The sequence below is a fragment of the Halarchaeum nitratireducens genome (assembly GCF_017874695.1).
Taxonomy (GTDB): Archaea; Halobacteriota; Halobacteria; order Halobacteriales; family Halobacteriaceae; genus Halarchaeum; species Halarchaeum nitratireducens.
Map to the genome: position 1 here is coordinate 24,950 of NZ_JAGIKY010000015.1, position 24,654 is coordinate 49,603.

At 66.6% G+C, this 24,654-nt stretch carries 21 protein-coding genes and 1 pseudogene; 10 read left to right on the plus strand and 12 right to left on the minus strand.

All coding sequences use genetic code 11. The annotated features are described in order from the left end of the window. Window positions 1-1,125, minus strand: a complete 1,125-nt coding sequence (locus J2754_RS13605) for an ABC transporter ATP-binding protein (protein WP_211087752.1) — start codon at window positions 1,123-1,125, stop codon at window positions 1-3. A 157-nt stretch (window positions 1,126-1,282) separates the two neighbouring features. On the opposite strand from J2754_RS13605, the gene J2754_RS13610 reads away from it, so the two are divergent. From J2754_RS13610 to J2754_RS13620, 3 genes are all read left to right on the plus strand, one after another. After that, window positions 1,283-2,038 carry an SDR family NAD(P)-dependent oxidoreductase gene (locus J2754_RS13610; RefSeq protein WP_188879129.1) on the plus strand — a complete coding sequence of 252 codons (756 nt, stop codon included), beginning with the start codon at window positions 1,283-1,285 and terminating at the stop codon, window positions 2,036-2,038. Window positions 2,039-2,151: 113 nt separating this feature from the next. Beyond that, window positions 2,152-3,051 carry a polysaccharide deacetylase family protein gene (locus J2754_RS13615; protein WP_188879126.1) on the plus strand — a complete coding sequence of 300 codons (900 nt, stop codon included), beginning with the start codon at window positions 2,152-2,154 and terminating at the stop codon, window positions 3,049-3,051. Between the two features lie 228 nt (window positions 3,052-3,279). Further along, complete coding sequence (locus J2754_RS13620) at window positions 3,280-4,323, plus strand: LLM class flavin-dependent oxidoreductase (RefSeq protein ID WP_211087753.1); 1,044 nt, start codon at window positions 3,280-3,282, stop codon at window positions 4,321-4,323. A 30-nt stretch (window positions 4,324-4,353) separates the two neighbouring features. On the opposite strand, the gene J2754_RS13625 is transcribed toward J2754_RS13620, so the two are convergent. Next, complete coding sequence (locus J2754_RS13625) at window positions 4,354-5,328, minus strand: asparaginase (protein ID WP_211087754.1); 975 nt, start codon at window positions 5,326-5,328, stop codon at window positions 4,354-4,356. Window positions 5,329-5,568: 240 nt separating this feature from the next. Between J2754_RS13625 and J2754_RS13630 the strand changes: the two genes are divergently transcribed. From J2754_RS13630 to J2754_RS13665, 7 genes and pseudogenes are all read left to right on the plus strand, one after another. Further along, entirely contained in the window at window positions 5,569-7,647 is a 2,079-nt protein-coding gene (locus tag J2754_RS13630) for a hydantoinase/oxoprolinase family protein (protein ID WP_211087755.1), read from the plus strand. Between the two features lie 4 nt (window positions 7,648-7,651). Continuing rightward, on the plus strand, window positions 7,652-9,484 hold the full coding sequence (locus J2754_RS13635) for a hydantoinase B/oxoprolinase family protein (RefSeq protein WP_211087756.1): 1,833 nt from the start codon (window positions 7,652-7,654) through the stop codon (window positions 9,482-9,484). A 56-nt stretch (window positions 9,485-9,540) separates the two neighbouring features. Continuing rightward, window positions 9,541-10,234: pseudogene (locus J2754_RS16275) on the plus strand (aspartate/glutamate racemase family protein). 247 nt (window positions 10,235-10,481) lie between these two features. Further along, the gene (locus tag J2754_RS13650; protein WP_188879120.1) at window positions 10,482-11,315 is read left to right on the plus strand and encodes a ParA family protein; all 834 of its coding nucleotides are present in this window, start codon (window positions 10,482-10,484) and stop codon (window positions 11,313-11,315) included. Next, the gene (locus J2754_RS13655) at window positions 11,308-11,787 is read left to right on the plus strand and encodes a DUF7970 domain-containing protein (protein ID WP_188879119.1); all 480 of its coding nucleotides are present in this window, start codon (window positions 11,308-11,310) and stop codon (window positions 11,785-11,787) included. Before J2754_RS13650 ends, J2754_RS13655 begins: the two co-directional genes overlap by 8 nt. A gap of 245 nt (window positions 11,788-12,032) precedes the next feature. Then, a complete protein-coding gene (locus J2754_RS13660; RefSeq protein WP_188879117.1) occupies window positions 12,033-12,497 on the plus strand; it encodes an Lrp/AsnC family transcriptional regulator in 465 nt (154 codons plus the stop codon). 316 nt (window positions 12,498-12,813) lie between these two features. After that, on the plus strand, window positions 12,814-14,232 hold the full coding sequence (locus J2754_RS13665) for an amidohydrolase family protein (protein WP_342590128.1): 1,419 nt from the start codon (window positions 12,814-12,816) through the stop codon (window positions 14,230-14,232). A gap of 127 nt (window positions 14,233-14,359) precedes the next feature. Here J2754_RS13665 and uraH read toward each other — a convergent pair whose 3' ends face one another. From uraH to J2754_RS13715, 10 genes are all read right to left on the minus strand, one after another. Next, complete coding sequence (uraH, locus tag J2754_RS13670; protein ID WP_211087759.1) at window positions 14,360-14,710, minus strand: hydroxyisourate hydrolase; 351 nt, start codon at window positions 14,708-14,710, stop codon at window positions 14,360-14,362. Further along, on the minus strand, window positions 14,710-15,693 hold the full coding sequence (pucL, locus tag J2754_RS13675) for a factor-independent urate hydroxylase (RefSeq protein ID WP_245333045.1): 984 nt from the start codon (window positions 15,691-15,693) through the stop codon (window positions 14,710-14,712). Before pucL ends, uraH begins: the two co-directional genes overlap by 1 nt. A 101-nt stretch (window positions 15,694-15,794) precedes the next feature. After that, the gene (gene uraD / locus J2754_RS13680) at window positions 15,795-16,310 is read right to left on the minus strand and encodes a 2-oxo-4-hydroxy-4-carboxy-5-ureidoimidazoline decarboxylase (protein WP_211087801.1); all 516 of its coding nucleotides are present in this window, start codon (window positions 16,308-16,310) and stop codon (window positions 15,795-15,797) included. Window positions 16,311-16,387: 77 nt separating this feature from the next. Further along, the gene (locus J2754_RS13685) at window positions 16,388-17,767 is read right to left on the minus strand and encodes a dihydroorotase (protein ID WP_211087760.1); all 1,380 of its coding nucleotides are present in this window, start codon (window positions 17,765-17,767) and stop codon (window positions 16,388-16,390) included. A 108-nt stretch (window positions 17,768-17,875) separates the two neighbouring features. Continuing rightward, window positions 17,876-19,573: an adenine deaminase gene (locus J2754_RS13690; RefSeq protein WP_211087761.1), complete on the minus strand. Its 1,698-nt coding sequence runs from the start codon at window positions 19,571-19,573 to the stop codon at window positions 17,876-17,878. Window positions 19,574-19,600: 27 nt separating this feature from the next. Further along, window positions 19,601-21,040, minus strand: coding sequence for a uracil-xanthine permease family protein (locus tag J2754_RS13695; RefSeq protein WP_211087762.1), 1,440 nt, complete (start codon window positions 21,038-21,040; stop codon window positions 19,601-19,603). A 233-nt stretch (window positions 21,041-21,273) separates the two neighbouring features. Next, window positions 21,274-22,077: an energy-coupling factor transporter transmembrane component T family protein gene (locus J2754_RS13700; RefSeq protein ID WP_188879108.1), complete on the minus strand. Its 804-nt coding sequence runs from the start codon at window positions 22,075-22,077 to the stop codon at window positions 21,274-21,276. Between the two features lie 7 nt (window positions 22,078-22,084). Next, the gene (locus J2754_RS13705; protein ID WP_211087763.1) at window positions 22,085-22,723 is read right to left on the minus strand and encodes a hypothetical protein; all 639 of its coding nucleotides are present in this window, start codon (window positions 22,721-22,723) and stop codon (window positions 22,085-22,087) included. A 178-nt stretch (window positions 22,724-22,901) separates the two neighbouring features. Then, the gene (locus J2754_RS13710; protein ID WP_188879105.1) at window positions 22,902-23,813 is read right to left on the minus strand and encodes an energy-coupling factor ABC transporter ATP-binding protein; all 912 of its coding nucleotides are present in this window, start codon (window positions 23,811-23,813) and stop codon (window positions 22,902-22,904) included. Next, window positions 23,810-24,649: an energy-coupling factor ABC transporter ATP-binding protein gene (locus J2754_RS13715; RefSeq protein ID WP_188879103.1), complete on the minus strand. Its 840-nt coding sequence runs from the start codon at window positions 24,647-24,649 to the stop codon at window positions 23,810-23,812. Before J2754_RS13715 ends, J2754_RS13710 begins: the two co-directional genes overlap by 4 nt. Between the last annotated feature and the right edge of the window lie 5 nt (window positions 24,650-24,654).

A 24,654-nucleotide genomic window follows, 5' to 3' on the forward strand; every position in this document is an offset into this window, starting at 1 on the left:
TCACACCTCCAAGAGTTCCTCGATGGTCTCCTCCTCGTCTTCGCTGAGTCGATCGAAGAAGCGGGCGTCGTCGGCGTCCCACCCGACGAGCACGTCGTCTCCCTCTTCCCCGACGTCGGCGCGGTCGGCCTGGACGACCTGTACGGTCCGGTCGAGGCCGTCGATCGCGACGCTGGTCTCGGTCTCCTCGCCCGTGTAGGTCGTCCCGACGATCGTCCCGGTGTACGTGTTGTCCCGGCGCTCGTCGTCGATGGTGATGGCCTCCGGGCGGACGAGAACGAGCGACTCGTCGCCGACGCCGGCGTCACCGACGGCGGTCGCGCGCATCGTCCCGACGTCGGTGTCGACGTCGAGTTCGTCGTCACCGGTCGATTCGACCGTCGCAACGAAGGGGTTCGAGTCGCCGACGAAGCGCCCGACGAACGCCGTCTCGGGGTTCGAGTACACGTCAGCCGGCGATCCGACCTGCTCGATGACGCCGCGGTTCATCACGACGAGCGTGTCCGCGAGCGTCAGCGCCTGCTCTTGGTTGTGGGTCACGTATATGAACGTGCTCCCGAGACGCTCGTGGAGCCGGCGGATCTCCAGCTCCATGCGCTTTTGAAGCTTGTAATCGAGGTCCGCCAGCGGGTCGTCGAGGAGCATGATGTCGCACTCCCGGACGAACTGTCGGGCGACCTCGACGCGCTGTTGTTGCCCGCCGCTGAGTTCGCTCGGGCGGCTGTCTCTCGTTTCCTCGATGGACAGCAGTTCGAGCATATCGTCGATGCGCCCTTCTACCTCGGCGTCGTCGTAGTCGGTCGCCTGCTGTTCGAGGCCGAAGGCGATGTTCTCCGCGACGGTCTTGTGCGGGAACAAAGTCTCCTCGAACTCCTGGAAGACGAATCCGATATCCCGCTCTTCGACGGGGAGTTCAGCCGCGGGTCGAGTGCGTAGGTAGACGTCGCCGTCCTCGAACTCCTCGAGCCCGGCGATGCACTTCAACAGCGTGCTCTTCCCGCAGCCGCTCGGTCCGACGACGACGCAAAACTCCCCCTTGTCGACGGTGAGGTCGATACCGTCCAAGACCCGTTCGCGCGAGAAGCGCTTTGACAGGGACTCTACCCGAATCGTTTCCGTACTCATCGGTTCCGAGTCGGACATACACGAGGATAACGTTTGGGGTCTTCTGAATCTAAAACGTGTATGTACATATGCTAATAGGCGAAATAAGAGAAACAATGTGGGATAGAACGCCAGTTTCGGGGTAGCTTTTACTACCACGCCTTCCTCGTTGGAACCGATGTTTCGATTAGACGACACCCTCGCGCTCGTCACGGGCGCGAGCAGCGGTATCGGAGCCGGTATCGCGCGCGCACTCGCCGAAGCCGGCGCGACCGTCGCGGTGAACCACCCGCCGACGCCTGACGAGCGCGAGCGGGCCGACGCCGTCGTCGCCGATATCGAGGCCAACGGCGGCGACGCGGTCGCGCTCGCCGCCGACGTGGGCGACGAGGCGAGCGTGCGTGCCATGGTAGACGATATCGAATCGGCATACGGGACGCCGGACGCGCTGATCAACAACGCCGGGATCCTCACGCAGTCGCCGCTGGCGGAGATGCCGGTCGAGATGTGGGACGAGACGATGGCCGTCGATCTCCGCGGCGTCTTCCTGACGACGCGTTTCGTTCTCCCGGGGATGCTCGAACGGGGATCGGGGACGATCGTCAACGTCGCCTCGCAGCTCGGCATTAAGGGCGGCGCCGAGCTCGTCCACTACTCGGCCGCCAAAGCCGGCGTCATCGGGATGACGCGTGCGCTCGCGAGGGAGGTCTCGCCGACGGTGACGGTGAACGCCATCGCACCCGGCCCCGTCGAAACACCGCTCCTCGGCGACATCAGCGAGGAGTGGCAGAGCGATAAAGCGGCGGAGATCCCGATGCGGCGGTTCGGCCGCGTTGAGGACGTCGCGCCGACGGCGGTCTTTCTCGCTTCCGACGCCGGTGCGTACTACACCGGCCAGACGCTGAGTCCGGACGGTGGTGACGCGATGCACTGACGGCCTCTGACCACAAATTGGAGAACGAATGACCAATATAGAGGCAGAAGAGTGAATAATTGCCGGATAAAATACCGATAAGACAGTCGGCAGTGGATCGGTAAACGCGAACAATGGGAGATGTAGACATCGCAATCGGCGTCGACGCGGACTGTGTCGCGGGTTGGCTCGGATCGTACGGCGGCGAGGATTCGCTCGCCGACCTTTCTCGCGGGCTGTGTGCGGGCGAGGAGGGGATCCCGCGGATGCTCCAACTCTTCGAAGACGAGGACATCGACACGTCGTGGTACGTTCCCGGCCACACCATCGAGACGTTCGAGGAGGAGGTCGGGGCCGTCGCCGACGCCGGCCACGAGATCGGTGTTCACGGCTACTCGCACGAGAACCCGACCGACCTCTCGCGCGAGCAGGAGGACTTCATCATCGGCGAATCGATCGACCTCATCCAGGACCTCACCGGCGAGAAGCCGGTCGGTCACCGGGCGAGCTGGTGGGAGTACAGCGAGAACACGCCGGATCTCGTGGAGAAGTACGGCTTCCTCTACGACAGCAGCCTGATGGAGAGCGAGTTCGACCCCGGCTACATGCGCAAGGGCGACAGCTGGGAGAAGATCCAGTACGACCAGCCCGCCGAGACGTGGATGACGCCGTACGAGAAGGGCGAGGAGACGGACGTCGTCGAGATCCCGATCAGTTGGTTCCGCGACGACATTCCCGCGATGCAGTTCATCAAGCAGCCGAACTACCACGCGGGCTACAAGGACCCGAAGATGATGTACGAACAGTACTACAAGCGCCAGTTCGATTTCCTCTACAACCGTCGCGGTGCCGGGGTCTACACGCTCACCATCCACCCGGACATCCACGGACTCCCGCACATGATCACGCATCTCGAGGACTTCATCGGCTACGTGAAAGAGCACGAGAACGCCTCGTTCACCTCGTTGGAGACGGTCGCGGAGAAATACGACGACGACCCGACGGTCTACGAGGCCGAGGGTGAATACGTCTAGCGTGAACCGTCGCGAGAGAGGTCACTGAGCGATCCGTTCCACCAAAATTCGAATTTTGACGTACGATCGCGTTTCAGCGTTCGATACTCAGTACTAATTACTGAAACGCGTTCTACTGACCACCCATACATTTATTACCTATCTTCAAAGTAGATCGTGAGGTATGAGTGGGACGACATTCCCGAAGCGCGATAGCGTCACGACCACGACACCGACGGGGGCATCCTAATGGATTCCGACCGCGAGTTCACCCGCGCCGGTATCTGGAACTGGGAGAAGCCCGACATCACCGACGAACTGCACTACGCGCAGTACGCCGAGGAGGCGGGACTCGACTCCGTCTGGCAGGGCGAATCCCGGCTCGTCCGCGACGCCATGACCGTCATGGGTGCGTACACGCAAGTCACCGACGAGATCGACATCGCACCCGGGGTAACGAACTGCTACACGCGGAACGTGGCGCTGATGGCGCAGACGTTCTCGACGCTTCACGAGCTCTCGGGCGGCCGGACGAAACTCGGTATCGGCGCGTGGTGGGATCCGCTCGCCAGCAAGGTCGGGATCGACCGCGGGAACCCCCTACGCCACATGTGGGAGTACTGCACGGTCACGCGGAAACTCCTCGACCTCGAAAACGTCACCTACGACGGCGACGAGATACAGGTCGAGGACATCGAGCTCGACCTCGTACGCGCCGACGCGGAGCCCCGCGACGTCCCCATCTATATCGGTGCGACGGGCGAGACGATGCACCAGATGACCGGCGAGCTCGTCGGTAAGGGGATCGTCGACGGGATCTTCATGAACTACTTCATCCCGCCGGAGCACGTCGAGCGCGGTCTCGAGCGGCTCGAGGCCGGCGTCGAGAAACAGGGCGGATCGATGGCGGACGTCGATCGTCCGCAACTCATCGCCGTCTCGATGGACGAGGACGTGGACGTCGCACTCGACGAAGCACGCGGACTCGCCACTCAGTACATCGGCCAGCAGCCACACATCACGAAGGCGTCGGGCATCTCGGACGCGAACGCCGAACGCGTCGAGGCGGAACTCGACTGGCCGGCGACCGCTGCCGACATCGAGCGCGCGTCCGAGCACGTCCCCGACGAGGTCGTGCGGAACATCGTTGCGACGGGGACGCGCGAGGACGTCATCGAGCGGCTCGGCGACTACTGCGAGGCCGGCTGTACCGAACCGGTCGTCTATCCGCTGACGGACAACATGGAGGACGTCATCGACACGGTCGCGGCCGCGAAAGCCGAGGGCGTGTGAGAGAGAGCGCCGGCGGAGAACGAGCGCCGCCTACGCGAACGCGTCGCGGACGGTCTCACCGTCGCCGTCCGAAGCCGCGAGCGCGAGCATGAGCTTCACGCGCGCCTTGTGCGCGGGGAGGTCGTCGCCGCTGATGACGCCGTGGCGGTGGAGGGTCTCCCCGCCGCCCGACGTCCCATAGACCGGAGCGACGGCGCCGGCGTGACAGCGCGAGGTGAGAACGACGGGGGTCCCGGCGTCGACGGCGTCGGCGATCGCGTCACCGAGCGCGCCGGTCGTGTTGCCGAGGCCGGTCCCCTCGACGACGATCCCGTCGACACCCGCGTCGAGGGCGGCGCGGAGCTGTCGCGCACCGACGCCGACGCCCGTTTTCACCATCTCGACGTCCGCCGACGTTTCGGTCACGTCGAGCGTGACGGAGCGACTTCCGGGGGCGCGGAGGACGCGTTCCCCCTCGCGGGTGAAGCGGACGATCGGACACGCGTCGGGCGAGACGAACGTCGAGAGCGCGCTCGTGTGCGCTTTCGTGACGTCGCGGGCGGCGTGGAGTTCCTCGTCGAACGCGACGTAGACCCCGCCCGCCCCGGCGAGGTGCTCGCTCGTCGCGGCGCGAACCGCAGTGAGGAGGTTGCTCGGGCCGTCCGGGCTCACCTCGTCGGGACGCCGCTGTGCGCCGGTGAGGACGACCGGGATGGGGAGATCGAGCACCAGATCGAGGTAGTAGGCGCTCTCCTCCATCGTGTCCGTCCCGTGCGTGACGACGACACCGGTCGCTCCCTCGGCGGCGGCGTCGCGGGCACCGCGTGCGACCGCGGCGATGTCGTCCGGATCGATGTCGAAACTCGGCGTCTGGACGACTTCCCGAACGTCGAGGTCCGCGTGGGTCTCGATACCCGGAACGGCATCGACGAGCTCGGTGCCGCTCCGGCTCGGTGTCGCGCCGTCGTCACCGTCCGTGCTCGCGATGGTACCGCCCGTCCCGAGGACCACCACTTTGGAAGACATTGTCATGTGGTACCGAACCCGCCCGTTAGGTTCTTTCGGAAGGCTAGATGCTAGATCCGTGTCCGCGCGCTATCTGCCCTCTCTCGTGCTCGAACGACCCCTACCGCACTCCGCCCGACCTGCCACTCGTGTGGAACCCCCGACGCTCACTGTCGATAGTAAATCGCATCTCGAACATCTCGTTCACATGCCGAACACGGCACAATATTTTTGACCGATTGGCTCGGTGTAGGCCTATAGATGAAAATATTAGGAATAGATATCGGTGGGACGTTCACCGATGTCTATCTCACCGACGACGACGTGAACGAACGGACGGTTCACAAGGTGAGCACGACGCCGGACGATCCCTCGGAGGGCGCGCTCCGCGGTGTCCACGAGGTCTGCGAGATGACCGACACCCCTCCGGGCGAACTCGACTACGTCTTCCACGGGACGACCATCGCGACGAACGCCGTCCTCGAACACGAGGGCGTCGAGGTCGGGATGATCACGACGGCGGGGTACCGCGATATCGTCCACATCGGCCGTCACAAGCGACCACAGAACTACTCTATCCAGCAGGACGTCCCGTGGCAACAGCACCCGCTCACGAAGCGTCGCCACCGCATGACGGTTCCGGAGCGGATCGACGCGGACGGGACCGTCCGCACGCCGCTCGACGAAGACGCCGTCGCTGAGGCGGCACGTGCCCTCGATGACGCCGGCGTCGATTCGATCGCCGTCGCCTTTCTCTTCTCCTACTTGAACGACGAACACGAGGCGCGGGCGAAAGAGATCATCGAGGACGTCTCCCCCGACGTGTACGTCACCACGTCGAGCGAGGTGTATCCGCAGTTCCGCGAGTTCGAGCGGTTCACGACGACCGCGATGAACGCGGCCATCGGGCCGACCGTCGTCGAATACATCGAGACGTTCGAGCGGGAACTCCGGTCGCTCGGTGTGACGGCCGACCTCCACGTCATGCAGTCGAACGGCGGCATCGCGACCGAGGAGATGGTGACCGAGCGTGCGGTGACACTGCTGCTCTCCGGGCCGGCCGCGGGCATCCTCGGCGGCAAACGACGGACGGACGTCAACACGCCCGACTCGGAGGCGACGAACGCGATCACGCTCGACATGGGTGGGACGAGCGCTGACATCGGCATCGTCGCCGATGACGAAATCGTCAAGGCGAACGTCCGTGAGACGCAGGTCGGCGGCTATCCGGTGATGATCCCGATGATCGACATCGAGACCATCGGGGCCGGCGGCGGGAGCATCGCCTACCTCGACGATACGGGGGCGTTCCGCGTCGGTCCGAAATCCGCGGGCGCAATGCCGGGGCCGATCGCGTACGACCGGGGCGGCACCGACCCGACGGTCACGGACGCGCACGTCGCGCTCGGCCGTATCCGCCCCGAGTTTTTCCTCGGCGGCGAGATGGACCTGCTCGTCGACGCGCCACGCGAGACTATCCGCGAGCGGCTCGCCGATCCGCTCGGCATGGACGAGATGGAGGCGGCCGCCGGCGTGCTCCGGATCGTGAACAACGGTATGGCGAACGCCATCCGGTCGAAGACGGTGCAGAAGGGCCGCGATCCGGAGAACTTCACGCTCGTCGCGTTCGGCGGTGCCGGTCCGATGCACGCCGCGGACGTCGCGCGCGAACTGGACGTATCGCGCACGCTCATCCCGGCGAGCTCTGGCGTCCTCTCTGCGGTTGGGCTCTCGACGACCGATCTGCAGTTCGATCAGATACACACGACCTTCGAGACGCTGAGCGACCTCGACCGCGAGCGCCTCCAGTCCGACTACGACGCCCTCGTCGCGGACGCCGAGGATCGCCTTCACCGCGACGGCGTCGCCGACGAACGCATCGATCTCGAACTGAGCGCGGACTGTCGCTACGAGGGACAGGGGTACGAACTCACCGTCCCCGTCAGCGACGGCCGCCGCGTTCGCCCGATCGAGCGCATCGACGCGGCGTTCGACGCCGCCCACGAATCCGAGTTCGGTCACGGCTTCGACGAGAACGCCGTCGAACTCGTCAACGAGCGCGTAACCGCGTACGGCCGGCTCCCCACCGCGGATCTCGTCACGATCCCCGAGGCGACGAGCATGGTAGAGGAGCACGTCCTGTTCAAGGACGACGTCTACTTCGACGTCGACGGCGAGATCGAGGCGCACGCGACGCCGTTCGTCGACCGCACCGACCTCCGCGCGGGCCACTCGCTCTCCGGGCCCGCCATCATCGCGGAGAAGGATTCGACCATCATCGTCCCGCCGGACTTCGACGTCTCCGTCCTCCAGCACGGCGACATCGAACTGACCCGATAACACCATGACAGACACAGACGACACCGCCGCGACCGTCAGAGAACAGACCGCGCCGCTGCTCGACGTGGACGACCCGGGCGACCGGATCGACCCGGTGACGAGCCGCGTCGTCGCCGGGAGTCTCACGAACATCTGCGACGAGATGGGGCACAAGCTCATGCGGACGAGCTACTCAAGCATCATCCGCGAATCGGAGGACTTCGGCTGCGCGCTGCTCGACGAGCGCGCCCGACAGCTCTGCGAGACTGACAGCACGCCCCTCCAGATGGGGCCGATCCCCGCGTACGTCCGGGGCGTCATCGACCTCTTCGCGGAGCGCGGCCAGCGTTTCGAGCCCGGCGACGTCGTCCTCCACAACGACCCGTACCACGGCGCGACGCACGCCCCCGACTTCGCCGTCGTCGTCCCGGTGTTCTACGAGGACGAGCTGACCGGGTTCTCAGTCACGACGGCGCACCACTTGGACGTCGGTGCGGACAAGCCCGGGACGTGCATCATCGAGACCATCGACGCGTACAGCGAGTCGATCAGGCTGGACGCCCTGAAGATCGTCGAGGGGGGCGAGCGCAACGAGACCGCGTGGCAGCTGATCGCCGACAACATCCGGACGCCGGCCATGGTGATGGGCGACGTCGAAGCCCAGATCTCGGCCGCGCGCGCCGGCGCCGAGCGGATGGTCGACCTCTTCGAGGAGCACGGCCACGAGACGGTGAAATACGCCGGACAGGACGCGATGAACTACTCCGAGGAACACCTCCGGCGGCGGATTGAGTCCCTCCCCGACGGGACGTACTCGGCCGAGGGCTATCTCGACGGCTTCCCGGAGTCGACCGACCCGGACGAGAAGGACGTCTTCCTCGCCGTCGATCTCACCGTTGAGGGATCGTCCGTCGACGTCGACCTTTCGCGCTGCGACGATCAACTCGACAACCGCCCGATCAACATGCCGTTCGAGGGGACGGTCGTCCCCGCGGTGCTGTTAGTGCTCCGCTCGACGCTGTTGGACACGGAGGAGCACGACCTGATCCCGCAGAACCACGGCATCACGCGGCCGGTCTCGGTCCACGCGCCGAAGGGCTCGATCGTGAACCCCCGCTTCCCGGCGCCGACCATCGCCCGCTTTTGCCCCGGCAATCGTATCGCCGACCTGACGCTGAAGGCGCTCGCGGAGGTCGTCCCCGAGCAGACCTGCGCCGGCACCGGGAACCTCAAGATCTCCACGTTCAGTGGCGTGACGGACGACGAGTACTGGGTCTACATGGACATCACGTCCGGGAGCTACGGCGGGCGGCCGGGGAAGGACGGCATCGACGCCGTCGACACGCTGTACGCGAACACCCGGAACAACCCCATCGAGGACATCGAGAGTCACTACCCGCTCCGCGTGAGCACGTACGAACTCCGCGAAGACGCGGAGGGCGCGGGACGAAACCGCGGCGGGGCCGGGACGATCCGGGAGATCGAGTTCACCTCGCCCGGCCGCGTCTCCATCGAGGGCGACGGCAACGAGTATCCGCCGTGGGGGTTCGCCGGGGGGAACGAGGGGACGACGGGCGCGATCGTCCGGAACGCGGGCGACGAGAACGAGGAGTCGCTCCCCTCGAAGCTCGAAAACCGCCCGATGGCGGCCGGACAGCGGCTCCGACTCGTCGGCCCGGGCGCCGGCGGGTGGGGCGATCCGACGGAACGCGACCCCGAGAAGGTCCGCGCCGACGTCCTTGACGACCTCGTGAGTCGCGAGCGTGCGCGCGAGATCTACGGTGTCATCCTGACCGACGACGGGTCCGTAGACGAGGCCGCGACGCGCGAGCGCCGCCAGGCGCTCGACGACGACTGAGACGATACGACACGATCATGCGAATCAAAGCCATCAATCCGAACACGACGCTTGAGATGACGGAGAACATCGGCGACGTCGCCGATCGCTACACGCGCGACGACACCGATGTCGTCGCCGTCTCCCCTGAGAAGGGCCCGATCAGCATCGAGTCCTACTACGACGACTACCTTGCGGTTCCCGGCCTCCTAGAGGAGATCCGGCGGGACGCGGACGAGTACGACGCGTTCATCAACGCGTGTTGGGGCGATCCCGGCCTCGACGCGTGCCGCGAAGTCACGGAGAAACCGGTCGTCGGCATCGCGGAGGCGTCGATGTACGTCGTGAACAGCCTCGGCGCGTCCTTCTCGGTCGCGACGATCCTCCCGCGCGCGAAGGACTTTCGAGGAGACGGTCAGGAAGACGGGACTCGCCGAGAAGTACGCGTCCGTCCGCTGCACGGAACTCACGGTCGTCGAGACGGAGACGGCCCGCGACGCCGCGGTGGGCGCGCTGTTGGAGGCGAGCGAGCGCGCGATCGAGGAGGACGGCGCGGAGGTTATCTGTCTAGGCTGTGCGGGCATGGGGAAACTCGACGTCGAACTGGAGGCCGAGCTTCCCGTGCCGGTTATCGACAGCGTCGGCGCCGCCGCCGTCCACGCGGAGAGCCTCGTGCAACTCGGGAAGACGACGAGCAAGGTGTTGACGTACCGCTCGCCGGAACCGAAGCGCATCCGCGGGTACCCGGACGTCTACCAGTTCGAGGAGTAACCCCGTTCGCACACGAACCCGACGCGGAGCGGACCGCGGCACTCGTTTTCGGATCGTCCGACGAAACCACCCTCCTGAGGTGTCGATGACCGGGAAAACACTTATAATCTGGTGGGGGAACGCGACTGGTCCGTGCGGGGCTCACCCGCCACTCTATATCTACCTTAGCTAAGGTAGCTACGGTAGGTAGCTTGCACCACTTTGTCACCGTGGGTAGTTTTACTATGGTGGGCACGGTAGGTAGCCCATGACCGACGACCCGGAACCGCGCGCGGTGACCGTCGCCCTGCAGAAGGGCGGGGTGGGGAAGACCACCGTCGCGATCAACGTCGCGGAACGACTCGACGCACGCGGCCACGACGTGCTCCTCGTCGACCTCGACCAACAGGGGAACGCCACCGAGGGCGTCGGCCTCGCGCACTGCTACGAGGCCGAGCACACCCTCGGCGACGTCTGGGACGCCGACTCGGACGTCGACATCCACGATCTCATCCGCGAGACCGAGTGGATGGACGTCGTGCCGAGCCACCGCGACCTCGACGAGGTCGAGAACCAACTCCGCACGAGCGCGTACGGCGTCACGCGGATCCGCAACTACGTCGTCGATCCGCTGCTCGGCGACGAGTACGACTACATCGTCGTCGATAGCCCGCCGAGCATCGGCCCGCTCTCCGACTCGGCGCTCGTCGGGACGCAGAACGTCATCGTCCCCCTGAAGATGCGCGAGGCCTCGATCTCCGGGTTCCAGCGGATGGTCGAACAACAGCTCCGCCCGCTGCGCGACGAGGGTGGGATCGACGTCCGCGTCCTCGCGATCGTCCCGAACATCCTCGAAGGCGACGGCGAGGAGAAACGCATCATCCGGGACATCGAGGACTCCCCGTGGGCGGATCGCCTCCCGGCGTTCGCGCGCTCCGCGCAGTTCGACGCATCGCCCGGCCCCGGCCTCCGAAAGCGCGTCGCGTTCGGTCGCGCGTACCGCGAGGGGAAGCCGCTCGCGGCCTACGACTCCGAGAACGACCAGCTCCCGCGGTTGGACGAGCTCGCCGACATCGTCGAGCGGGGTGCCGTCGATGCCTGACGACAACCGCTTCGCCAACATCGGCGTGGACGACGCGGACGCGGACACGGACGGGGACGCGGCACCGGACGACGGCCGCGACGACCCCTCCGACGCGTCCTCCGCGGAAGACGTAGCCGAGCCGACGGCGGACGACGAGGCTCCCGGGGAAGAGGCATCCGAGTCGACGGGCGACGCCGACACCACCGCGACCGATGACGCGGTCGCCCCGACCGTCGACCCCGCCGACTCGGGGCCGGCCTTCGAGTTCGACGCCGTCCGGCAGAAGGCCGTCTACCCGCGTCCCGACTCGTGGGACGCACGCGAGGCCGCCCTCGACTTCGAGGTCAAGCGGAAACTCCGCGACCACGGCGTGAAAGACGTCACCGGCCGCGAGCTCGACGACGCGATCGCCCGGACCATTCCCGACGTCACCGACCTGATCGTCGAGAACGTCCTCGAGGCGCGACGCCGGAAGTTCGAGGACGACTGAACGGTCGGTCGCCCGCTCTCGGGGGCACACGACCCGCTCGCATCACGCCTCCCTTGACTCGACGCCGCGCGCTCCGACCGTCCCGCTCGGAACCCCCGTTCGCCGCGCTTCGCCTCGTCGAACCGTTCACCTCCCGTAGGCTCCGTCTCCCCTCACGTGTCCCCGATAGCGTCGACGACACGGTGTCCCGTCCGGTCGCATGGCGCCGTGGAGGATTTAAGTCGGCTCGTCGAGACGGGCACCGTATGGTACGTGACAGCGTAGACGAGATCGATCGGGAGATCCTCCAGACGCTCAGCGAGGACCCACGGATGCCGTACTCGCGGATCGCCAGCCGACTCGAGGAAGCGGGCTACGAGATGAGCGCCGAGGGTGTCCGACACCGCGTCACCGACCTCCTCGACGAGTCCTCGATCCTCCTCCTCACGGCCCCCCAGGGCCACGACTGGCAGGTCCTCCGTGTCGACGTGACGGTCCGTGGCGGTACCGCCGCGGCCGACGCCGTCTACGAGCGACTGAGCGAACTCGACTTCTGGCTGGTCTGTCGTGGCTTCGGGTCTATCGACGTCCACGCAGTCGCGACCGCCGCCGGCGTCGAGGACGCTACCGACCTGTTGAACACCGTTCGCGGCCTCGATGACGTCGAGAGCGTCGATTATTTCCTCGAGACCGACCGCGAGACGGACGTCCACAAGTACACCGTCGAGTGAGGCGTCGCGCGCCGCCGGGGATTCCAGACCGAAGGCTGTCAGAGCCAAACTGACGACGATTTGTCGTTCTTGTTCGCCACACAGCCGCCTCCGACACTTCTTCCCCAACCTCCCGCTTGTGTAAACTACGTGAATTTACATGTGTATGTCTGTAATTGACGTCTCGAACCCGCCTCGCTTCGCTGTCCACATCCTCGACTATCGGTAGACGAACGCTTATTTATCTACATATATTCACAGGGAATATGGTGACTAGACGAATCAGAGTACGATATCGTCAACTCCTGTCTCGCCGACTACTCGCGGGTGAGCACTGGTGAGTGACCTCCTCGTCACCAACGGCCGCGTCGTCACGCAGAACGCCGAGCGGGACGTCGTCGCGGACGGCGCGCTCGCGATCACCGACGAGCGTATCGAGGCGGTCGGCCCCACTGCGGAGGTCACGGACGAGTACGACGCCGATCGCGTCGTCGACGCCGACGGCGGCGCGGTGATCCCCGGGCTCATCAACACGCACACGCACGTCTCCGACGTCGTCCTCCGCGGCGGCGCGTTCGCCGCCGACCGCGGGCTCTACGACTGGCTCTACAACGTTAAGCGCCCCGCGTCCGTCGCGATGACGCCCGACGAGCACGCCGTCGCCGCCGCGCTCTACTGTCTCGAGGCGATTCGAGCGGGTGTCACGACGTTCGTCGAGAACGACACCGAGGTCGTCTGGGACGCCCCGGAGACCATCGAGGCGAAACTCGACGTCTACGACACCGCGGGCGTCCGGAACGTCTACGGCGCGGGCTTCGCGGACAGCCCGCCCGACGAGGCGTTCGAGGCACTCCTGGCGGACTACCAGCTCCGCGATTCGGGGGTCGAGCACCCGCCCGCCGACCACTTCGCGATCGACACCGATCGGGCGGTCCGCGAGACCGAGCGCCTCATCGAGCGCCACCACGGGAGCGCCGACGGCCGCCAGTCGGTCTGGCCGACCCCGATCGTCCTCGCGTCCTCCTCTACGCGCGGCCTCCGGGAGGCCTCTCGGCTCGCCGAGGAGCACGATGTCCGGACGACCATGCACATCGCCGAGGCCGAGGTCGAGGAGGCGGACGCCGGCCTCTCCAGCATCGAGTACCTCCGGAACGCCGGCTACCTCGGCGAGCGCACCCTCCTCGGGCACTGCGTCCAGATCGACGCCGGGGACGTCCGCTTGCTCGCGAAGAGCGGGACGAGCGTCGCGCACAACTTCATGGCGAACATGCGACTCGCCACCGGGTTCGCGCCCGTCGTCGAGCTGCTCGACGCCGGCGTTACCGTCGGCCTCGGCACCGACAACGCGAACCTGAACGACACCGTCAATCCGCTCTCGGACCTGCGCGCCGTCGCGAGCGCGCACAAGGGTTACCACCGCGACCCCGGTGTCATCCCCGCGCAGACCGCCTTCGACATGGTGACGATCGACGGTGCGCGCGCCATCGGCCGCGCGGACGACCTCGGGTCGCTCGAAGCCGGCAAGCTCGCGGACGTCGCGATCATCGATCTCGACCATCCCCATCTCACGCCGTGCCCCGACCCCGTCCACGCGCTCGTCTACGCCGCGCAGGGCTTCGAGGTCGATACCGTCCTCTGTGCGGGCGATATCGTGATGGAGGAGCGCGAGGTCGCGACGCTCGACGACACGGCCGCGATTCTGCGCGACGCCGCCGCCGTCGGCGCGGATGTCGTCGAGCGCGTCGGCATCGAGTAACCCGCTCGCGACACCCGCGCTCTCCCTCGTTGGCCGATGCGGTGAGGCTCGACCGGACGGACTCGGAGTGTCCCGACGGACCCGACTGCGTCAGTAGTGCCACACGGCCAGCGAGCCCGGGAGCGGATCAGCTCCCGCGGTACGTCGTGTACCCGCCGGGTGAGAGGAGGAGGGGGACGTGGTAGTGCTCCTCGACGTCGTCGATGACGAAGCGCACCGGTACCGTCTCGAGGAAGGAGGGCTCGGCGTCGAGGCCGCGGTAGTACGCGCCCACCTCGAAACGGAGGTGATAGGTACCGGTCTCCATCTCGTCGGCGGAGAGGAGCGGGTCGTCGACGCGGCCGTCCGCGTTCGTCGTCGCGTCCGCGAGCATCGTCGTGTCGCCCGCGTCGTCGATGCGCTCCAGGGTCACGTCCACGCCCTCCGCCGGCCCCTCGCGGCTCGTGTCGAGGACGTGCGTGGTGAGGCCGGCGCTCATCACTCGCCCTCCAGGTCGCCGCGGTCCATCGAGAACTGCTGGAAGCCCGTCGGCCGCGCGGGCTCGCGCAGCACCGTCGCGTCGCCCTCGAGGTCGTCGCGGACCTCGATCCACGTCCGGTTGTTCGCCTCGAAGCTCACCGACTCGAGCTGCGGGTAGCGCTCGAGGACGCGCAGGCCGACCCGGTAGATGAGGTCCTGAATCGAGTTCGAGTCGTACTCGTCGAAGACGACGCCCGCGATGTCGCGCACTTGCTCGGCCGGGACGTAGCGCTCGGGGTCGTCACCGAGCGCGTCCGTCGCGTCGTCATACGTCCAGAAGACGTCGAGAGAGATGTAGAGCGTGCGGTCCTCGCGCTCCGGGAGCGTCGTGTACTCGTCCTGCACGTAGTCGGTGAACGAGCTCCCGGACACCTTCACGAGCTCGAGGTCGGTGACGCCGCTCGTCTGGCCGGTGATGGCGGTGTCGTCGCCGTCGCGCTCGAGCGCGATCTCGCCGTAGCCGGACTCGTCGTCGGAGACCCCGAAGACGAGGTCGCTCGCCTCGAAGCCCTCGCCGTCCTCCGCGGGGACGGGGCGCTCGTCGAACGGGATCTCGTCCGCGGACACCGTGACGGCCTCCATCTGGTCGTAGGTGTCGAGGAAGCGCGACCCGACGTACTTGAGGAAGCCCTCGAGCGTCGCGCCGTCGTACTCGCCCGCGTGGTGGAGGATGAAGTTCTTCATCGAGTCCGTCGCTACCACCATGCTGTTGTCGCCCTCGCTGAACGACGGGAGGAACTCCTCGCCCTCGACCTGCACGCGGACGTCCAGCCCGAAGAGCGTGTTCTCGCGGCCGTCGAAGTCCGACTCCGGGATCGTCCGGACGCCCTCGAGCGGCGTCGCGTACGTCCGGTAGACCGCGACCTGCTCCTTCCCGTAGTTCATCGCGCGTTCCGAGTCGCCCGTGTCGTCACTGTCCGCTAGGGGTTTGCGAGTCGTCATCGCTCATCCGATACCTTCTCACCTACGTACAAAAAACTTCGCGTCAGGACTGGACAACGAGAACCGAAGTGGCTACTCAGTGGACGAACGCCTCCACACTCTCACTCGATCGCGTGCACGCGCTCCTCGAGGCGGAGGCGCGCGATCTCGTGCACTTCTTCGAGCGCCGTCCGGAACTCCTCGGCCTCCGCGTGCTCGACGCGCTCTTCCATCGCCGCCCGAATCTCCTCCGGCGACGCGCCCGTCACCGCCATGACGAACGGGAACCCGAACTTCTCGCGGTAGCGCGCATTCAGTTCCTCGAACGCCTCGTACTGCTCGCGGCTCAACTCGTCGAGGCCGGCCGACGCCTGCTCGCGTTCGGAGGCGTCCGTCATCTCCGTCTGCTCACCGAGGTCGGGGTGCGCGCGGAGCAACTCGAGCTTCCGCTCGCGCGAGGCGTCCGCGACCGTCTCGGCCATCGCGGCCGCCAGCTCCTCGACCGAGCCGAACGGCCGCTTCGCGTGCGTCCGCGCGGCCACCCACGGTGACTCCTCGTAGACGCCACCGAGCAGGTCGACGAAGCGCTCCTCGTCCGCGTCGTTCACCGCCGCCAGCGTCGTCGTGTGTTCGTTCATCGCGTACTGAATCCATCGGTGGTCGTCGACTCGCTGCTCGGACTCGCTCGCGTCGTCCGCGTCGCTCGCGCCGCCATCTACGTCCCCCACTCCGGAATCTCGCGCTCGAGGAACTCGCCGTGCCCGGGTTCCGCGACGATGTTGCCGTCGTCCGCGACGAGCTCGCCGCGCACGAACGTCTTTCGCACGCGACCCGTCACCTCGCGGCCCTCGTAGATCGAGTAGTCCGCCTTCGAGGCGTTCTCCTCGGCCGTGACGGTGTGCGTCGCGTCGGGGTCGAAGACGACGACGTCGGCGTCCGTCCCCGGGTCGAGCGTGCCCTTCTCGGGCATCCCGAACGTCTCCGCGGGGTTCGCGCACATGACGCGCACGAGGAAGGGATAGGAGAAGCTTCGCTCGTTCACGGCCTCGTCGTGGAAGACGGGGAGACTGCGCTGGACGCCGTTCGCGCCGAACGGCCCCTCCCACCACGGCCGGTCCTCCTTGTCGGCGCGCGCCGCGGCGACGTGGTCCGTCGAGACGACGCTCAGCACGCCCTGCCGGAGGTACTCGAACATCGCCTCGACGTCGTCCGGCGCGCGGATCGGCGGCGCGATCTTCGGGAGGTTCCCCAGCTCCGCGTAGACGGAGTCGTCGAGCGTCGCGTAGTGGACGCACGTCTCCGCGCGGACCCGCGAGCCGTCCTCGCGGAAGCGCTCCATCACCTCCGCGGACGCCCGCGCGGTCGTGTGGATGCCGTAGTACTTCGCGCCCGCCTCGCGGGCGAGACGCACCGCGTCCTCGGCGGCCATCGCCTCCGCGTAATCGGGGCGCGACTCCGGGTACGCCTCGGGCTCGTCCCGGCCGGCCGCACGCAGGCGCTCCGTGCGCGCCTCGCAGACCGAGTCGTCCTCGCTGTGGACGAGGCCGACCGCGCCGTGCTCCGCGAGGCGCTCGAACACGTGCTCCATGAAGCCGTTCGAGAGGCCGTAGTCGTACGCGGTGTACATCTTGAACGACGTCACGCCCGCCTCGACGACGTCCTCCAGCTCCGCGAAGAGGTCGTCGTCTTCGCGGAGGATCCCGCCGTGGAGGCCGAAGTCGACGAGCGCCTCCGCGGCGTTCGCGCGCTTCTCCTCGACGCCGTCGAGCAGAGGCGCGGGCTCGTCCCACGGGCTCTCCGCGCCCGTGTACGCCTGCCACGCGAAGTCGACGACGGTCGTGACGCCGCCGAGCGCGGCCGCGCGCGTCGCCGTCTCGTAGCTGTCGATGGAGACGTGGTCACCGATGTGGACGTGCGGGTCGACGACGCCCGGCATGACGAGGCGGTCGGTCGCGTCGACGCGCTCGTCGGCGTCGGGGAGCGCCGCTTCGTCGCCCACGCCGACGATCTCGCCGCCGTCGATGGCGAGCGCGCCCTCGCGCGTTCCGGAGGCGGTGACGAGCGTCCCGCCCGCGATTACCGTATCAACACTCATTCGAGTGCACCTGTCGCCCCGACCGTGTTAGAACTTCTGGTACCCGAAACCGAATCGAGCGAAACGCGGACGTGCGTCCGGGATATCGAATTCGACGGCACGAGTGCGTCAGTCGACGACCACGTTGACGTAGTCGAACGCCTCGACGTCCACGAGGCCGTTGTTCGTCAGGCGGTACTCGGGGATGACCTCGAGTGCGAGGAAGGAGAGCTCCATCAGTCCCGCCTCGCCCCGGAGGCCGAGGTCGCGCGCCGCCGCCTCCACGGCCTCGAAACCCGCGCGGACGTCGGCCAGCGGCGCGTCCGACATCAGCCCCGCGACCGGGAGCGCGAGCGACTCGACCGACTCGCTCTCGGGGTCGTAGGCGGCGACGCCGCCCCCGACCTCGCGGAGGTGGTTCGCGACGCGCGCCATCGCGTCGTGGGAGGCGCCCGCGACGACGCAGTTGTGCGCGTCGTGCGCGACCGTCGACCCGACCGCGCCACGCTCCAGCCCGAGGCCGTGCACGAACCCGCGACCGACGCTCCCATCACCGCCGTGGCGTTCGACGACCGCGAGCGGGAGGACATCGCTCGCCACGTCGGCACCGAGTACACTGGGCGCGTCGTCGGCGTCCGCGAGCGGAACGGCCGGCACCGTCGCGGTCATCCGCCCCGTCTGTAAGCCGCCGACGGCGTCGACGACGCGGACCGTCGCCGTCTCTTCGCCCGGATGCGCGAGCGCCAGGTCGGCGGCGTTGAGCGCGCGGAACTCGACCGTGTCGATCGCGAGCTGTGTCGGGGGCGGGTCGGTCGCGTCCGCGGTCGGGTCGAGGACGCCGTCGACGACGACGTGCTCGACGTCCCACGACGCGAGGTCGGAGAGGACGACGAGGTCCGCGGGCGCGCCGGGCTCGATGCGGCCGAACGGGAGGCCGTACGCGTCCGCGGTGTTGCGCGTCGCCATCTGCACCGCGGTCACGGGGTCGACGCCGCAGTCGACGAGCTCGCGGAGCGCGTTGTCGACGCCGCCCTCCGCGAGGAGGTCCGTCACCTCGCGGTCGTCCGTGCAGAGCGAGAGCCGGCGCGCGTCCACCGCCTCGACAAGCGGTGCGAGGTCCGCGAGATTCCGGCTCGAGGAGCCCTCGCGGAGGTAGACGCGCAGTCCCGCCCGCGCCTTCTCGCGGGCCTCGGGGAGCCCGATGCTCTCGTGGTCGGTGTCGAGGTGGCGCGCGACCTCGTGGAGGTCGTCGCCGCCGAGGCGCGGCGCGTGGCCGTCGACGGGGAGGCCGCGCTCGCGCGCCGCCTCGATCTTCGCGTGCACTTCCGGGTCGCCAGCGAGCACGCCCGGGACGTTCATCACCTCACCGAGCGCGACGACGCGCTCGTGGTCGAGTAGGTCCGCGACCGCGTCCGCGTCGAGGGTCGCGCCGCCGTCCTGTAGGTCGGACGCGGGCACCGAGGACGGCACGGTGAAGCGCGCCTTCAGCGGCGTGCGCGCGGCGTCGGCGATGACGCCGCGAACCCCCGCTTCCCCGAGGACGTTCGCGACCTCGTGGGGGTCGTGGACGACGCTCGTCACGCCGCGCGGCACGACCGCCTCGCCGTAGCGCGGGAGCGTCACCATCGAGGACTCGACGTGCATGTGCGCGTCGATGAGGCCGGGCGCGACGTACGCGCCCTCGACGACGCGCTCGGCGGGGCGCTCCGCGAGCGCGACGATCTCGCCGTCGTCGACCGCGACCGCGCCGTCGCGTAGCGTTCCCGTCGTGACGTTCACGACCGTCCCGCGGACGAGGAGGTCGATGGGGTCGGCGTCCCCGCTCATACGTTGGGATGCGTGCGAGCGCGCATCTCAGTCGTCGTCGATGGGGGTCGGTGACGTCCCGGAGTCCGGGATGTCATCCTGCATATTCGTCGGGGTCTCGGGCGCGAGACCGTCCGTGTACTCGGTTGGGCCGGTGCCGACGCCGCCGCCGGGGATGACGACGTTGAGGACGAGCGCGGCGATGCCGCCGGTGACGAGCGCGGACCCGAAGAGCGTCTGTACCTCCGTCGGGAGGTTCTGGAGGATCTCCGGGCGGAACGCGACACCGAGACCGAGCGCCATCGAGAGCGCGAGGATCGTCGAGTTCCGGTGGTCGAGCGTGACGTTCTGCGTGATGATGCGCGCGCCCGACGAGAAGATCATCGCGAAGAGGATGAGCGCGCCGCCGCCGAGGACGGCGTCGGGCATCGCGGAGACGACCGCGCCGACCTTCGGCACGAGCCCGAGGAGGATGAGGACGACGCCGCCGATGCCGACGACGTAGCGGCTCGCGACGCCCGTGAAGTTCACGAGGCCGACGTTCTGCGAGAAGGACGTGTTCGGGAGCGCGTTGAACACGGCGCCGAACGCGCTCATGACGCCGTCGGCGATGAGGCCGCCGCGTAACTCCTCACGCGAGGGGTCGCGCCCGGTCGCGGAGACGGTGCCGGAGATGTCGCCGATCGTCTCCATGCCGGTGATGACGTAGAGGAACGCGACGGTGAGGACGGCGCTCGGCGGGAACGCGAGGCCGTACCGGAGGGGCGTCGGGACGGTGAGCCAGCCGGCGGACGCGACGGCGGCGAAGTCCACCATCCCCATCGCGATCGCGACGACGTAGCCGACGACGATGCCGACGAAGACGCTGATGACGCGGAGGAACCCCTCGAAGAACTGATTGAGGACGACGGTGACGACGAGGACGAGGCCGGCGAGCCCGAGGTTGGCGAGCGAGCCGTAGCCCGCCGCGCCGGGACCGGCGGACGCCCCCGCGGCGTAGTTCATCCCGGTCGGAATCAGCGTGAGGCCGATGAGCATCACGACGATACCGGTGACGAGCGGCGGGAAGTAGTTACGGAAGCGATCGAGCGTGAGCCCCATCGCCATCTCGACGGGCGCGGCGAGCAGTGACGCGCCGAAGACGGCGGCGATGCCGAACTGGTTCCCGATGCCGATGAGCGGTCCGAGGAACGCGAAGCTCGTCCCCATGACGATGGGGAGTTTCGCGCCGACGGGGCCGATGGGGAACACCTGCACGAGCGTCGCGACGCCAGCGACGATGAGAGCCATCTGCACGAGGAACGTCGTCTGGCCGGTAACGCCGCCGACGGCGCCCGCGAGGATAAGCGGTGGCGCGACGTTCCCGAGGAACATCGCGAGCACGTGCTGGATGCCGAGCGGAATCGCCTCCCCCAGTGGTGGCTTGTCTTCGATGTCGTACAACACGACGGAGTCGCTCTCCGATCCGGTGGCTTCTGATCCACTCACGCTCACTCTGAGTGTATTATTTCTTTTCAATCTTCCCCTTACGCACCTATTATGTATTCATATGGTCCGTGTCTGGCGTAGTTAGGGGAAAGTTGAAAATAGAAATCATGGAAAAGTGGACGATATTCGATTAAGAGAATCGACGCGCCCGCGAGTCGCGCGCCGTCTCGCGTCGCCACAGTCCGGTTTCGCCCGTCCGCGCCCTACCGCGGCGAAGCTGCTGGGAGGGAGTGTCAGCTCGCCAGCGTCCCGAGATGCAGAGCGAACCGTGCGTAGACGATCGCAGCGATACTCACGATCGCGAGGGCAGTGACGGCGTAGTCGTACGATGCGATGGTCAGACGGTCGACAGTCGTCCGGTTCTCACTGGCGCCGTATCCGCGAAGCTCGAGCGCGGTCGCGATCTCGTTGCTCTGCCGGAGCGACGTCGCGGCCAACGGGAAGAGCGACTTCTGGAGGCTTATTATCCGCCGGAAGACGTTCCGGGACCCGACGTTCGGGTCGCCGCGCGCCGCGCGCGCGTTCTGCAGTCGGCTCAGGTCCTCCTGCATGAGTGGGAGGAAACGGAGTCCCATCGTCGCCAGATACGCGTACTTGTACGGGACGCCGGTCCTGTTGAGTGCCAGCCCGACTTCCTTCGGCGTCGTCGTCATGGAGAACAGCATGAACGACAGAGCCATGGTCCCGAGTCGGCCGCCGACACCTGCGCCGCGGACGAGGCCGTCCGTCGCGACCCGGAATGGGCCGACCATGGCGAGATAGGTCGTCCCGGGCGGATGGTACGTCAGCGATTGGATGAGCGAGACGACGACGATCATCGGCACGAGGAATAGGAGGACACGCCAGTACTTCGCCGGGGAGAGACCACCCAGCCCCCAGATGAGCGCGACGATGATGCCGAGCGCCGCGAACATGTAGGCTGGCTGCTCGAACAGCATGACGTACGTGAGGGTAGCGATGACGACGAGGAACTTCGGCCGTGGATCGAGACGATGCAGGAACGAGTCCTGATCCGAGAAGAGGAATAACGATTTCATCGATCGACTACCTGACTTGGACTACGCCGGCCTCGAGGAGTTTCTTACAGAAGGGGTACGCGATGCCGAGGCTCAAGATAAACGCGACGAACTGGATGGTCTCGATCCCGAGACTCACGCGGAGCGGGAGCTTGAGGACGATCGTCTGGTAGAGGATGTACGGAACGACATTGAGGAGGCCGGCGATCGCGTTCGCGACGAACACCTCGCGGAACCGCAGCCCCTCGCCGGGCGTCTTGAAGTACCACGCGAAGAGGGCGATCGTCACCGCGTAGAGGGTGTTCGCCGGGAAGAACAGCGGCGCGAGCGGGCTAGACGCGGTGAGGTTCGAGACGATCGGATTGATGTTCGCGACGATCAGCCCCCCGGTCAGTCCATAGAAGATACCAGCTGCTATCAGCCATGGCGTGAAGAGGATCGTCCCCCATATCGGGGCGACGCCGCCGAACATGATCGTGTCGAGCCGCTCGGCGACCTGGAGGGAGACGATCAGTCCCAGTGCCAAGAACAACGAGGACATGATGACCTGAGTCGACTTCGGCCAAAGCATGTAGTTCCAGTCCGGCATCTGGCCGAACAGCCGATCTGGAAGCGGTCCCGGCGCGGTGTTCTGTTCTCGATGTACGGCGTCAGTCGTGGTGCTCATTTCGCTCATTGAAACCGTCTCACAACACGCCTTTTCGACGCGAGTCAATTAAGGGTTTTGGATACTAATACGATCTAGATAACCTCATATGGTAGCAGATCTGGTGAATATAGCGATGAATGTCTAAATTAGAGTCGATATGGTTGATTGTATACGATCGTGGAGAGGGCGTCGTCGCCTAGTCGTCGACCGAACCGAGTCCCCGCTCCGCTACTCCCGTCGGTGCCGGCTCTCGGCGGTGAAACGACTCGATATCGTCGTAGGCGTCCTCCACGGTGAGCCACATCTCCTCGAGGACGTCCGCCGGTGATTCCTCCTCGAGTTGAATGCCGACCTGCGTAATCTGTGGTGGGCGAATGTTCGACTCCTCTAAGACCTCTCCGCGGAGGAACACTTCTTCGGGCGGACCATCATCGATGACATCACCGTCCTTCACGACGACGACGCGGTCGGTGTATTCGGCGGCGAGACCCATGTCGTGCGTCACCGCGACGACGGTGTGCCCGCGGTCGTTGTAGTCTTGGAGGATGTCCATGATCTTCCGCGCTTCCGCGTGGTCCTGTCCGGTCGTCGGCTCGTCGACGCAGATCACGTCGGGTTCCATCGCCAAGACCGACGCGATCGCGAGGCGCTGGCGTTCCCCGATACTGAGACTGAACGGATTCCCGTATCGGTGTTCCTCGAGCTGCGTGGCTTCGAGTACCGATTCGATCCGCTCCTCGCGCTCGTCGGGTGGCACGCCGATGTTCTTCAGTCCGTACTCGATCTCCTCGTCGATTCGCGTGTGGAAGATCTGGTCGTCGGGATTCTGAAAGACGTAGCCGATGTGTGCGGAGAGATCGGTTATCGAGTCCCGCCGCGTATCGTACGACTCGCCCGTCCCGTCGTACAGCGTCACCGACCCCTCATCCGGTTCGAGCAGTCCGGTGAGGTGTTTCACGAGCGTCGACTTCCCCGAGCCGTTCTGCCCGATGACCGTGACGAACTCGCCGCGGTCGAATGTGAGGTCGACGCCTCGCAGGACCGTCGTTCCGGGGTCGTATCCGAACTCGACACTGTCGATTTCGATTATCGGTCGTGAGTCGCTCATGGCTCTCCGAGTAGCGCGTCGTACTCGACGACCGCTTCGTCCTGCGTCAGCGGGACATCGACGTCCGCGACGCCGGTCTCGTTCAACTGCATTCCGAGCTGCGTGACCTGGGGTCTGGCGTGCTCGACGGTCGTATCGGTGAAGAACGAGCGCGTCTCGTCGAGACGTGTCACCGACCCGTCCTCGAGCAGGGCGATGCGATCGGCGTACTCCGCGAGCTCCTCGATCTTGTGCTCGACCATGACGATGGTCACACCCTCATCGACGAGTCGGTCGATCGCGTCGAAGACCATTTCGGTCCCGATAGGGTCGAGCTGACTCGTCGGCTCGTCGAGCAGGATGATGTCCGGGTTCATCGCGTAGACTGACGCAATCGCGACCTTCTGTTTCTCCCCCCCGGAGAGGTTGTACGTGATTCGGTCACCGAACCCCTCCAACCCGAACAACTCCATGGCCTCCTCACCGCGGCGGACGATCTCCTCGCGGTCCATCTCGAGGTTCTCGGGCCCCCAGATGATCTCGTCGAACACGCGGAGGTTGAACAGCTGGCTCTCCGGGTTCTGCAGGATCATCGAGACCGTCGGGGCGAGCTGATCGACCGACTCGGCGTCGATGACGCGCTTGCTGTCGACGACGACGGACCCCTCACGCGTTCCAGCCTCCTGGAAGGGAATGATGCCACAGATCGACTTGAGCAGCGTCGTCTTTCCCACTCCGGTCTCACCGGCGATACCGAGGAACTCCCCGCGCTCGACGGTGAGCGAGACGTCGTCGATTGCGGGTTCGCTCTCGCCCCGGTACTGGAACGTGAGGCCGTCGAGTTCTATTGCTGGCATGGGCT

Bases quoted from the DNA above. Each gene is read 5' to 3' on its own strand.
- J2754_RS13715 (WP_188879103.1), bottom strand. From the start codon at position 24,649: ATGCCAGCAATAGAACTCGACGGCCTCACGTTCCAGTACCGGGGCGAG.
- J2754_RS13710 (WP_188879105.1), bottom strand. From the start codon at position 23,813: ATGAGCGACTCACGACCGATAATCGAAATCGACAGTGTCGAGTTCGGA.
- J2754_RS13620 (WP_211087753.1), top strand. From the start codon at position 3,280: ATGGATTCCGACCGCGAGTTCACCCGCGCCGGTATCTGGAACTGGGAG.
- J2754_RS13700 (WP_188879108.1), bottom strand. From the start codon at position 22,077: ATGAAATCGTTATTCCTCTTCTCGGATCAGGACTCGTTCCTGCATCGT.
- pucL (WP_245333045.1), bottom strand. From the start codon at position 15,693: ATGACGACTCGCAAACCCCTAGCGGACAGTGACGACACGGGCGACTCG.
- uraH (WP_211087759.1), bottom strand. From the start codon at position 14,710: ATGAGCGCCGGCCTCACCACGCACGTCCTCGACACGAGCCGCGAGGGG.
- J2754_RS13625 (WP_211087754.1), bottom strand. From the start codon at position 5,328: ATGTCTTCCAAAGTGGTGGTCCTCGGGACGGGCGGTACCATCGCGAGC.
- J2754_RS13635 (WP_211087756.1), top strand. From the start codon at position 7,652: ATGACAGACACAGACGACACCGCCGCGACCGTCAGAGAACAGACCGCG.
- J2754_RS13650 (WP_188879120.1), top strand. From the start codon at position 10,482: ATGACCGACGACCCGGAACCGCGCGCGGTGACCGTCGCCCTGCAGAAG.
- J2754_RS13610 (WP_188879129.1), top strand. From the start codon at position 1,283: ATGTTTCGATTAGACGACACCCTCGCGCTCGTCACGGGCGCGAGCAGC.
- J2754_RS13685 (WP_211087760.1), bottom strand. From the start codon at position 17,767: ATGAGTGTTGATACGGTAATCGCGGGCGGGACGCTCGTCACCGCCTCC.
- J2754_RS13605 (WP_211087752.1), bottom strand. From the start codon at position 1,125: ATGAGTACGGAAACGATTCGGGTAGAGTCCCTGTCAAAGCGCTTCTCG.
- J2754_RS13655 (WP_188879119.1), top strand. From the start codon at position 11,308: ATGCCTGACGACAACCGCTTCGCCAACATCGGCGTGGACGACGCGGAC.
- uraD (WP_211087801.1), bottom strand. From the start codon at position 16,310: ATGAACGAACACACGACGACGCTGGCGGCGGTGAACGACGCGGACGAG.
- J2754_RS13615 (WP_188879126.1), top strand. From the start codon at position 2,152: ATGGGAGATGTAGACATCGCAATCGGCGTCGACGCGGACTGTGTCGCG.
- J2754_RS13660 (WP_188879117.1), top strand. From the start codon at position 12,033: ATGGTACGTGACAGCGTAGACGAGATCGATCGGGAGATCCTCCAGACG.
- J2754_RS13630 (WP_211087755.1), top strand. From the start codon at position 5,569: ATGAAAATATTAGGAATAGATATCGGTGGGACGTTCACCGATGTCTAT.
- J2754_RS13705 (WP_211087763.1), bottom strand. From the start codon at position 22,723: ATGAGCACCACGACTGACGCCGTACATCGAGAACAGAACACCGCGCCG.
- J2754_RS13690 (WP_211087761.1), bottom strand. From the start codon at position 19,573: ATGAGCGGGGACGCCGACCCCATCGACCTCCTCGTCCGCGGGACGGTC.